Source organism: Phocaeicola faecicola (assembly GCF_013618865.1).
Lineage (GTDB): Bacteria > Bacteroidota > Bacteroidia > Bacteroidales > Bacteroidaceae > Phocaeicola > Phocaeicola faecicola.
Map to the genome: position 1 here is coordinate 36,720 of NZ_JABSOE010000001.1, position 12,576 is coordinate 49,295.

Genomic DNA, 12,576 nt, shown 5'->3' on the forward strand with positions numbered 1-12,576 from the left:
AACAATCTAAAAAATGGAACTTAAGTTACAAAAAATCTGGTCTAAGATCTTGTTTGTCTTGCTGACACTGGGTTTCTGTTTTTCGCATTCTGCTTGTACAGATCCGGAAACAACAGATTCCACTGATTTTGCTCTTTACTATGCCGGTGTGACCGACATAGGTCCTTCGATGAATTTTACCCTGGATGCTCCTACTTACATAGGAGGACAGCCGTATGATTTTGCGATAATCGGTGTGAAACATGACGGGGAGCCTTATGAAACCGATTGCTTTACCATTACCAGCAACGGAGCGATTGAAATACAGAACACGGGAGCACTTCCGGTGGGATTGTATACGCTGAGCATTTCTTGTTTCTCAAACGGCGACTATTATTCGTTTGAAGATATCGTAAGCATCAACATGATGAAGACAGTGCCTGATGGAATTACTGTGGAACCGAATGAAATTACAGTTGATTATGCAGATATCATCGACACCGAGAGTGAGGTGGAACTGCCTACTGCACAGGTTTCTACAGATGGAGATCATATCTCTATTTCTAAATACCTGATTGCCAATGTACGCAAGGACGGTGTGAAGGTGACTGAAAATGATTTCTTTAAGATTGATGCGGCTACCGGAGAGATTTCCATCGTAAGAGGGGCTTCTGCTATCCAGCCGGGTAAATATGTACTTGACCTGAAACTGACTACTGCTGTGGTAGGTGAGGATTCTGAGGAGGGTATTTTCCAGGATGCACTGACCATCGACGTGACTTCTCGTCCTTTGGCTCTGACTTATGTGCCCGAGGTAGCAAGAGTGGAAGTAAATTCTGCTTTCTCTTCAGTGGCTCCGGTTTGTACGGGTTCTCTGGACGGACTGACTTATGCCATCAAGTCGGTTTCTCTGCCGGATGCTCCGGTAAGTATTGATCCGGCTACAGGAGTGATCTCACTAGCTGCCGACAATGCTCTGGAAATCGGTGAAAACTGTGTGGTTTCGGTGACTGCAACCAATAAATACGGTTCTGCCGACTTCGAGAATGTATATACCATTTCTATCGTGGCCTTTATCGAACCGATTACCAAATTGGCTTACGATGACCTGGAGGTTATTCAGAATACGGCTTTCGAAATCGAACCGACAGAGAAAGACGGTGGTGAAGTTACTTATTCATTTGTAAATCTGGATAGCAAGCTGAGCGATCTGCAGATTGATCCGTTGACGGGTGTGATTTCTGCCAAGAAAGGCAACTCTATTCCGCGCGGTGTATATACGGTTACGGTTTCTGCCAAGAATATCAAGAGTGAACTCACCGACGAGTTTACACTGACTGTAAACGAGAACCCGAACTACTTTACTTATGTAAGTTGGGGTAACAACCTGAACCTGACTCCTGCCAAGAATTATGCAAGTCAGTTCCGTGCGACTTCACAGGCTGAATTCGAAACATTCTCATTCGATGTGGTAGATACCGACCTGGGCGAGAATGCAACTAACGTAGAGTATTCTATCGATACCGAATCTTCTTCTGCACCAAGTGCCATCAGCATCGATAAGACAACGGGTAAGTTTACCGTACGTGCCGGAAAGGGCTGGAAAGACAACAAGGTGATCATGGTGGTTGTCAATACAACTGCCGGAAAGGGTACACCTGCTGAAGTAACGGTCAAGACTCCGATCTTCTTCGACTGTTCAGTTCCTGTCAAAGGAGTAACTGTCAGATATACTCCGTTTGTAATGCAGGTGAATCCTCGTACCGGAGGTGTTTCTGTAGCTCCTGAAGTAACCGGTGTAGCCGACAGAAGTAAATTCCTGATGGATTACAGACGTACTTTCGATTATTATAACCTGAACGGACCGGCTGAACACCTGAAAGGACAGCCTAGTGTGAAGGGATCGTTCATGAACAGCATGTGGCAGGCTTATTACGATGCCATCGGAAAGGGTATCAACACGGGTGCAAGAGCTCCGTTGTCATACTATGACAATGCCGGAAAACTTTCTGTAGCATTGGGTTATGTGGATGAAACAGCCAGTCAGGCTGTGAAGATTAATGCAAACAAATGGCAGAACGATTATGGATTTGCAAACGGTGTCATGATCGGACAGATGACATTTGTTACTGATGGAAACAGCAACAATGTAGGAAACGGAACCGGTATTTTCCCGATTGCCATTTGGTTTGATACGCGATTTTAATCTGTAATATCTATAATAATATTATTTAGGAATGAATACATATAGTCTTGTAAAAATGTGGAGCAAAAGAGGGGTATTTACCCTCTTGGCTCTTCTGATGGCCATCGCTTCTTTTGCGCAGAAGATAGAAGTGAAGGGTGTGGTACTGGATGAAAACGATATGCCGATGATCGGAGCGACTGTCCAGGTCAAGAAATCGAATGTAGGTGCGGCAACCGACCTGGATGGTAATTTCTCATTGCAGGCTCCTGAAAATGCGGTACTGGTAGTCAGATATATTGGATATAAGGACCAGGAAGTGAAGGTGAAAGGTGCCAAGAAGCTGACCATTAAACTGGTGCCGGATAATGCACAGCTGGATGAAATCGTGGTTGTGGGATACGGTGGTATGAAGAAGAGTGACTTGACAGGTTCTGTTTCTTCGGTATCTTCTAAGTCTATCGAAAACTTCAAGACCAGTTCTGTAGTAGAAGCACTGGGTGGACAGATTGCCGGTGTGCAGATTACACAGTCGGACGGTACTCCGGGTTCTGGATTTGATATCAAGATCCGTGGTGTGGGTACAGTCAACGGTGATTCTTCACCTTTGTATATTGTCGATGGTTTTGAAGTTGACAATATCGATTATCTTGCAAACAACGATATTGAATCTATCAACGTATTGAAGGATGCTTCTGCATCTGCTATCTATGGTGCCCGTGCGGCAAACGGTGTAATCCTGGTAACTACCAAGTCGGGTCAGGAAGGAAAGCCTGTCATTACTTATAACGGATCTACCAGCCACCGTGAGATTGCCAAGACACTCGACTTGCTTTCTCCTTATGAATTTGTGAAACTGCAGCTGGAAATCAACCCTACCAAGTACGGAAGTACTTATTTCAAGGAGGGTATCAATGAAGAGACTGGTGAACCTTATGCTTACCAGAGCCTGGAAGATTACCGCGACGTAGCCGGTGTGGACTGGCAGGATGCGGCGTTCAAGCCGACCTGGTCACAGAACCATGATTTCAGTATCAGTGGTGGTACAAAATCTACTAAATATTCTGCTTCGTTCTCTCATTTCGATGAAAAGGGTATCTTTACCAACAGTGGTTACAAGAAGAATACAGGAAAACTGCGTCTGGTACAGGATATCAACAAGTCCATCAAGTTGGATGCTACCGTTAACTATGCAAATACGGTGAAAGACGGTATCGGTACTTCAGGTACCAGTGGTACACTGAGTGTATTGTCCAGTTTGCTGCGTGCAAGACCTACCGGTGGTCTGGAAACTACAGACGATGAGTTGCTGAACTCTGCAGTCGACCCGATTGAACTGGAAGAAGGTAACTATTCTCAGGTGAATCCGATCAAGCAGGCAGAAGCTGTTGACAACCGCAAGCAGAGTGAATACTGGGGTGCGAACATGGCTTTGAGCGTGAAACTGCTGAAAGGACTGACACTGCGTATTGCAGGTACTTATAATACTACGAACACTCGTTCGGATACGTTCTATGGAGAAGAATCCAGCCAGGCATACCGAAGCGGTGGTGTGTATGGTTCTACACAGATGGCAAAGGATTTGCGCTGGTCGAACAGTAATACATTGACATACGATACGAAGTTCAAGAAGAAACATTCCTTGAATGTAGTGCTTGGACACGAATATTCTTTCAGAAGTTCTGAACTGCTGTACGGACAGGCTAAGGATTTCCCGTTTGATGACTTGGGTAATGATAATCTGGGCCTGGGTGCTACTCCTAGCTCGGTAACTACTTCAAGAGAAGACAAGAAGATGTTGTCTTTCTTTGCTCGTGGTGTGTACAACTTCGGTGAACGTTATATGTTGACGGCTACAATCCGTGCCGATGGTTCCAGTGTATTCTCTGACAAGCATAAGTGGGGTTACTTCCCGTCATTTGCTGCTGCATGGCGTGTGTCGGAAGAGAAATTCATGAAGAATATCAAACCGATTTCCAACTTGAAGCTGCGTGCCGGATGGGGTGTGGTTGGTAATGACCGTATCAGTAATTACCTGTCTATGAACCTGTATACTGAAATGAAGTATGGTGTAGGAAACAAACTGATTACTTCGTTGTCTCCGAAACAGCTGGCAAATCCGGACTTGAAATGGGAAGGTTCTACTACGACTAACGTGGGTATCGACCTGGGATTGTTCGACAACCGTATCAACCTGACTGCCGACTTCTTCATCAAGAATACGAAGGACTTGCTGATGGCACAGGACCTGGCATACGTAACCGGATTCAGCTCACAGTGGCAGAACATCGGTAAGATCCAGAACAAGGGTATGGAATTCAACCTGAATACCGTGAACTTCCAGACTAAGGATTTCAGCTGGACTACCGACTTCAATATCTCTTTCATCAAGAATACGCTGAAGAGCCTGCAGGATGGAGCTACTGAAATGTATGTAAGAACCGGTTTCAACAGCAACTTTACCGGATATGACTATATCGCAAAGGTGGGTGAGTCTCTGGGATTGATGTACGGTTATGAATTCGACGGTGTTTATCAGTATTCTGACTTCAACCAGACTCCGAACGGACTGGTACTGAAACCGGGCGTTCCTGATATGAGTGAACATGCCGGACGTACTACTGAGCCGGGTATGGTGAAGTATAAGGATATCGATGGCGACGGCAAGATTACTACCAACGACCGTACGGTAATCGGTAACGGTCTGCCTGACTGGTACGGTGGTATCACCAATACATTGAGATATAAGGGACTTGACTTCAGCTTCCTGTTCCAGTTCAACTACGGTAACGATGTGTATAATGCTACCCGTATGTTCCAGACTCAGTCTCAGGACGAACGTACCAACCAGCTGGCAGAGGTAGCCGACAGATGGACACCGACCAATGCTTCAAACCGTGTGCCTTCGGCTAAGGGATATGTGAAGTATGAATTGTACTCACGCTTTATCGAAGACGGTTCTTTCTTGCGTCTGAAGAACATTACGCTGGGATATACCTTCCCGAGCAAGTGGACCAAGAAGGCATATATCAGTCGCCTGAGAGTATATGGAACTGCTCAGAACTTGCTGACATTTACCAAATACAGCGGTTATGACCCTGAAGTCAACATGAAGAACAGTCCGCTGATGCCGGGATTCGACTGGGGAGCTTATCCGAAGAGCCGAGTATTTACTTTTGGTGTAGAAGTACAATTTTAAATGATTAAGAGCATGAAAAATATAAAATATTACGCTGCAGCGCTGGCCTGTGTATTTGCTTTCTCTTCTTGTTCGCTGGAAGAGAATAACTATGGGGAAGTTGAAAAGGAAAATTACATGAAAACGGCTTCCGAAGCGCAGAATGTTTTGTACGGGGTATACCGTAACATGGTAGAGGAAAGCATGTACCGTTATCATCTTTCACTGCTGTTTACTTTGCCGAGTGATATTGCGAAATGTACCGGTAACTCTACCGAAGGTCTGCGTCTGGTACCTTCCAACGCTTATACCAGTACACAGGATGAGGTCCGTGCTACCTGGGCCGGACTGTACAAGGCGATTTATTGTGCGAACGATTTTATCGAGACATTGAACAGCCGCATCGGAAGTTATACAGCCCGCGAACAGGAGCAGGCTGTGGTATACATGGCTGAGGCCAGAGCCCTCCGTGCTTTGTATTATTTCGAACTGGTACGCTGGTATGGCAATGTGGCTTTGATTACCAATACGGCTCAGTCTTACGACTCTCCATCGACTTTCACACAGGCCGATCCGGTAGATGTATATAAGTTCATTGAAGAAGATCTGCAGTATGCGGTAGACAACTTGCCGTATACGGTAGACGATAACGTGAGAAGTGACAACAGCTTCCGTTTCTCCAAGGGTGCCGCACTGGGCTTGCTGGCCAAGGTATATGCTACCTGGGCCGGTTATCCGATCAAGGATACCAGCAAGTGGGAAATGGCTGCAAAGACAGCCAAGATTCTGGTGGAATCGGGCAAGCATCATTTGCTGAGCGATTTCGAACAGCTTTGGAAAAACACTTGTAACGGTGTATGGGACGGTACGGAAAGTCTGATTGAGGTCAGCTTCTATTCACCGGCCATCACAGGTGTGGCTGCTTCTGACCCGAGCGGTCGTATCGGTAAGTGGAACGGTGTGGCTGCCAGCGGTATCCGCGGTGTCCGCAATGCCGGAAACTGGCGTGTGATTCCTACCTTCCTCCGTTCTTGGAGAGACAGTTCTCCTAAAGACGGTGACGACCAGCCGATGGACAAGCGTTATGCCATTTCGTTCGCCAACTACCAGTATGGCAAGAATGACGAAACCGGTGAGAACGGTGTGATGAAACCAATCAGCAAGAAGTATACACTTGACGAAGCCTTGAAGGATGATGCTCCTAATGATGCCAAGAAGTCATATATGGATGGTATCTGCCCGGCTAAATGGGATACTGAAAAGTATGTGAATGACGCGAACTACCTGGTAGATGCCAACTTGTCGAACATCAACTGGTATATACTGCGTTATGCGGATGTGCTGTTGCTGTATGCAGAAGCCCTGAACGAATGGAAGCAGGGACCGACCACAGAAGCTTACGAGGCAATCAACATGGTACGCCGCCGTGGTTTTGGCTTGCCGGTGGAGGTTGCAAGCAGCACTTGCGACTTGTCGGGACTTGATTATCAGGGATTCCAGAAAGCCGTTCGTACTGAAAGAGCTTACGAGTTGGCCTTCGAAGGACATCGCCGTCAGGATTTGATCCGCTGGGGAATCTATGTGGATGCCATCAAGGAAACCTTTGACAATATTGTAACATGGTATAACGATGGAGGTGAATGGTACATTTGTTACGAATTTACCAAGAAAAACAAGCATGAACTCCTTCCTATTCCTCAAAGAGACAAGGATTTGATGCCTAACTTCGTTCAGAACCCGGGTTGGTAATCCCTCCGAATCATATGAAAGAAGGAAGAATAACTATTTATCCTTCCTTCTTTTTTTATTCTTTGTGGGTCACTTTAATGTTGAAGATATTATAAAACTATGAAATCAAAACTTTGTTTACTTAGTCTTCTGGCTCTTACTTCTTGCCTGAAGTCGTATGCTCAGATTTATTCTTTCGAAGACCAGCGTGTACCGCAGCACTGGAGCATTGATAAGGGGAAGATGCAGGTAGCTGCAGATAAATACAAATTGGGGAAACATGCACTGAAGATTACCTGGGAACCGGGAGCGCAATTTCTGATGCCTTCGCCTCAGGGAATTGACAAGGCGGCCAAGAGCCGGAACGGTGGAATTACTGCGTGGATTTATAATACGCGTCCGGTGGAGGCACCGATGGTCTTTTCTTTCTGTGATGCTTCGGGCAAGGTGGTTGCCCAACTTCCTTTTTCTTTGAATTTTACAGGCTGGCGTACGTTGTGGAGCCAGTTTCAGGCCGATCTGAATGTGCCTGCCGGTACTAGGCTGAAGGATGTGCGGCTGACATTCCCGGAAGGAAAGACGGGGGGAGAAATTTACCTGGATTTCGTAGAGTTTACTCCGAAGGTTTCCTGGCAGAAGATGTCGGATGCGCAGTATACGGTCAATCACAAGGACTTCAGTCTGATTCCTGATTTTATCGGTTACCGGAAGGCTCCGGAACAGGTGGACCGGGTGATTGCGTCTACCGACCAGGACATTGCCCGTATTTCCGACCGTCTTACCCGGTGGTATCTGGGCGAGGGAACGGCTTCCGACTGGAGCCGGGTGAGAGAAGAGGCTGAAAAGGGATTTATCGGCAAGGGACTGAAACAGGCAGCGGAGATTAAGGTGAAGTATACTGCCGGACACGTACCGGTAGGGGAGCCTCTGTATCCGATGTGTGCCCCGTCGGTCATCGACGGACAGAAGATCAGGATGTTCAGAAACGTCAACGAGAAGATGCTGTTGCCGCTGGCTTTGGATTATCGTAAAAACGGTAATCGGGAGAGTCTGGAAAAGGCGAAGTTCATCTATGACTGGTTCAATGACCAGGGATGGGCCGACGGAAGTGGTATGGGAACCTTGTGTTTCGAGAAACTCCGCAGTTCCGGATATTTCCATTCGTTCTTCCTGCTGAAGGATTACCTGGAGCCTGAGGTGTACCAGCGTGAACTGAATGCGTTCAACTGGTTTACGTTGTTCGGACTGTGCTATCAGTTGCCGCAGCATGCGGGAGAGGTGGCCGATAATCTCCGGGCACTGGCTATTCCGAAACTGATTTATGCGTTGTCGCTGACTGACCCGGAAAAGAGACAGGTGGCCATGACGGCTTACAAGCAATATATGGATAATGCCTTGGGCATTGCACCGGGATTCTTCGGAACCCTGAAGGCCGATTTCTCGGGTTATCATCATCGGGGTCCGTACAACAGTGCGTATTATCCGCATGCATTGTATGCAGGGGCGCTGGTGGCTTACCTCTTGCACGATACGCCCTATGCCTTGTCGGAGGAAACGCTGAACAACCTGAAGCAGGGCTTGCTGACGTTCCGTTTCTTCAGTGCGAACCTGGAGGTGCCTGCGGGAACGGTTGGACGTTTCCCGAAGAGCCAGCAGGTACTGGAGACGCTGTTGCCGGCCTTTGCGTATGTGGCATTCTCATACGATACACCTGACAGGGAATTGGCGGCTGCTTTCAAGCGCATCATCAACCGACCGGAGAACGCACAGGCGGTCAACGACTATCTGAAGGATGTGAATTCGAACCTGGCTTATACGTCGACGGTGGGAGAAGCCGAACTGATGGATAAGCTGGCACGGACGGAGGGGGCTGAAGAGCCTGCCTTGAAGGGAGCGCTGTTCATGCCTTATTCGGGATTGCTCGTCGAGAAGGACGAACGGGTGCATTTTAATGTCAAGGGTTTCAGCCGCTATATCTGGGATTTTGAATCGTCTAATTCTGAAAACCTGAAGGGACGGTACCTGGCGTACGGACAGATTGAGTATTTCGACCTGAAGAACGGCAAGAAGTCGTTCCATCCTGAGCAGGAGCGGTTCAACTGGAACCACATTTCGGGTACTACGGTAAAGGTGTTGCCCGATGACAAGCTGATTGACAAGGGTGGCTCCAGTTCCGGACACCGTAATTTCTCGGATGAGACCTTCCTGGCCGGAGTAGACGGCTCGGAGAAATGTGCCCTGTTCTCGTTCCGCATGCACGATATCTCTTACGACCTGACGTTCCGTGCGAACAAGTCGGTCTTTGCATTTAAGGATTATCTGTTCTGTCTGGGTTCGGATATCCAGAACAAGGATGAGGTGTATCCGACTGTCACTACGCTGTTCCAGGCGTTCGAGGGAAAGGTGCGTGAGCAGCAAGGCAAGCAGGGAACGATCCTGAACGATCCTTCTTTCTTGTATGTAGTGAAAGAAGGCAAGGTAGTACTGGACAAGGAGGATGAATATGCCTGTGCCTACATTGATCATGGCAAGGCGCCTCAGGCAGCCGGTTACCAGTATTACATTGTGAAGAGCCGTGACATGAAGCAGGCTAAGAAACTGCTGTCCGGCAAGGAGGGCATCGAGGTGATTTCGGCAGACAACGAGGCTCACATTATCCGGAATGCAGCGGAAAATGTGGTGTGCGGTGCGTTGTTCAAGGCCGATAAGGCATTCCAGGATTTGTGTGTGAAACAGGTGAATGTGCCGCTGGCGTATGTGCTGGAAGAGAAGGAAGAGGGGATGGACTTGTTTATCTGTGAACCGGACATGCGCCGTATTTCCCGGGCACACATGGGCCTGCTTACCGAAGAGGATGTGATTCAGGAGGAAAAACCGTTTGATACACAGATTACGCTGAACGGCATTTATGAGGTTTCCTGTCCGCAGAAGGCGGTGAAGGTGACTCATGATGCACAGAAAAATGAGACTTATGTAGTGATTTCAACCATTCGTGGTGAGAACTATCATTTATCAATCAAGAAGTAAAGATGAAAGTTAAATATTTGATTTTGGGGTTGTGCCTGGGGTTGGGAGCCTTTGAAGGCAAGGCACAGCCGGCAACCGACTGGACATTGTGGTACAAGTCGCCGGCACAGGCCTGGGAAGAGGCGTTGCCGGTGGGTAACGGCCGGTTGGGAGCCATGGTTTTCGGAAAGACTGACAGTGAGCGGATTCAGTTTAATGAGAATACGCTGTACAGTGGAGGTCCTGAGCGTCCGCTGGACATTTCGGTACCGTCTCTGCTGCCGCAGGTGCGCAAGTTGCTGAAAGCAGGAAAGAATGCGGAAGCCGGTGAACTCATGCAGGCACAGTGGATCGGCCGGCTGAATGAGGCTTACCAGCCTTGTGGGGACCTGTGGATTGATTTTGCACGCAAGGGAGTGATTACCGACTATGTGCACAGCCTGGATATGGAACGGGCGGTGGTGACCACTTCGTACAAGGAAGACGGGGTACAGGTGAAGAGAGAGGTGTTTGCCTCTTATCCTGCCCAGGCCATTGTGGTGAGAATGACGGCGGAGAAGCCGGTATTGAACTTTACGGCCCGTCTGTCTTCCGAGCATCCTGCCAAGGTGACCGGCAGCAAGGACGGCCTCAGTCTGCAGGGGCAGGCACCGTCTCATGCGCAGCGCAGGGACATTGCCAATATGAGAAAGTTCCATACCGAAAGACTGCATCCGGAGTATTTCAACGAGAAGGGAGAGGTCATCCGGGAGGCACACGTAATTTATGGAGAAGAACTGAAAGACCGGGGCATGCGGTTCGAGGCGGCCTTGTATCCGCTGTCGTATGAAGGAGAGAGCTGTAAGGTGGTCGGCAACCGGATGGAGGCTACCCGTTGCAGTGAGGTGGTATTTGTCATCTATGCGGCTACCAGTTACAACGGACCGGACAAGAGTCCGGTGCTGGAGGGACTTAACCCGCACCAGTTGATTTCAGAGGCTGTACGGATTAATCAGGGAAAGACTTTCAGCTGGTTGTATGAGGAGCATGTGAACGACTTCCGTTCGTTGTTCAACCGGGTGGATTTCCGCCTTCCGGCTTCCGAAGAGCAGAAGGCACTGCCGACCGACGAACGTCTGAAGCGTTTCCACCAGCAGGAGGATCCCATGCTGATTGCCCAGCTGTTCCAGTTCGGCCGTTACCTGATGATCTCGGGGTCGCGCGGCAACGGACAGCCGCTGAACCTGCAGGGACTGTGGAACGACAAGGTGCTTCCGCCATGGAACTCGGGATATACGCTGAACATCAACCTGGAAATGAACTACTGGCCGGCTGAAGTAACCAACCTGTCGGAGTGTCATCAGCCGCTGTTCGGTTTCCTGGAAGGGGCAGCCGAGCGTGGAAAGAAACTGGCGCATGACATGTACGGACTCGATGGCTGGGCCATTCATCACAACATCTCTATCTGGAGAGAGGCTTATCCGTCGGACGGATTTGTATACTGGTTCTTCTGGAATACTTCCGGCGCCTGGTTGTGCAGCCATATCTGGGAGCATTATCTGTATACGGAAGATACATCCTTCCTTCGCCGGTATTATCCGATATTGAGGGAGGCCTGCCGTTTTTATGCGGGATGGCTGGTGAAGAATGACAAGGGTGAGTGGGTGACTCCGGTAAGTACTTCGCCCGAGAATGCTTACCTCATGCCCGACGGAACTCCGGCTTCGGTCTGTGAGGGAAGTACCATGGACCAGGCACTGATCCGCCATCTGTTCCGGGTAACGGTCAAGGCTGCCGGGGTATTGAATACCGACAAGGATTTTGCCTTGCAGCTGGAAGATAAACTGAAAGACCTGAAAGGCTATCAGATCGGCAGCAAGGGACAGTTGCTGGAATGGGACAAGGAGTATGGAGAAAGTGAACCGCAGCATCGTCACGTGTCTCATCTGTTCGGCCTGTATCCAGGCTATGACATCACTGCCGATAATGCTCCGGTATTCGAGGCTGCCCGCAAGTCGCTGGAGGCAAGAGGCAACCGTACGACGGGATGGAGCATGGCCTGGAAGATTTCCTTGTGGTCGCGTCTGTACGAGGCAGAGAAGGCTCACGAGGCACTGACGAACCTGGTCAACTTCATTGATGCGGGCAAGCAGGCAGAGAATCAGGGCGGACTTTACCGCAACCTGTTGAATGCGCTGCCGTTTCAGATTGACGGTAACTTCGGGGCCACGGCAGGTATTGCCGAAATGCTGCTGCAGAGTCACCGGAACAACATTCACCTGCTGCCGGCTTTGCCGCTCAGCTGGAAAGAGGGTAGCATCAGTGGCTTGAAGGCCCGCGGAGGATTCACGGTCAGTCTTGCCTGGAAAGAGGGTCGTCTGCAGACGGCTGAGATTACCAGTGCGTCCGATAAGGAGGTAGAAGTGGTCTATCAGGGACAGACCCAGCGGCTGAACTTCAAGCGTGGCGAAACCAAGTGCTTGAATTTCTGACAGAAAATAGGAATGGGTACACCTTTTAT

The 12,576-nt window shown here is 48.9% G+C and carries 5 protein-coding genes; all 5 read left to right on the plus strand.

Annotated features, from left to right (window positions below; all coding sequences use genetic code 11):
* Positions 1-13 precede the first annotated feature (13 nt).
* The 5 genes from H3001_RS00155 to H3001_RS00175 all read left to right on the plus strand — a co-directional run bounded on the left by H3001_RS00155 (position 14) and on the right by H3001_RS00175 (position 12,547).
* A complete protein-coding gene (locus H3001_RS00155) occupies positions 14-2,185 on the plus strand; it encodes a surface glycan-binding family protein (RefSeq protein ID WP_181213716.1) in 2,172 nt (723 codons plus the stop codon).
* A 31-nt stretch (positions 2,186-2,216) separates the two neighbouring features.
* Positions 2,217-5,363, plus strand: coding sequence for a SusC/RagA family TonB-linked outer membrane protein (locus H3001_RS00160; protein ID WP_181213717.1), 3,147 nt, complete (start codon positions 2,217-2,219; stop codon positions 5,361-5,363).
* A gap of 12 nt (positions 5,364-5,375) precedes the next feature.
* Positions 5,376-7,091 (plus strand): RagB/SusD family nutrient uptake outer membrane protein, encoded by a 1,716-nt coding sequence (locus H3001_RS00165; protein ID WP_181213718.1) that lies wholly within the window; start codon positions 5,376-5,378, stop codon positions 7,089-7,091.
* Between the two features lie 99 nt (positions 7,092-7,190).
* Positions 7,191-10,097 (plus strand): chondroitinase family polysaccharide lyase, encoded by a 2,907-nt coding sequence (locus H3001_RS00170; protein WP_181213719.1) that lies wholly within the window; start codon positions 7,191-7,193, stop codon positions 10,095-10,097.
* Positions 10,098-10,099: 2 nt separating this feature from the next.
* Positions 10,100-12,547, plus strand: a complete 2,448-nt coding sequence (locus H3001_RS00175) for a glycoside hydrolase family 95 protein (RefSeq protein ID WP_181213720.1) — start codon at positions 10,100-10,102, stop codon at positions 12,545-12,547.
* Positions 12,548-12,576 lie beyond the last annotated feature (29 nt).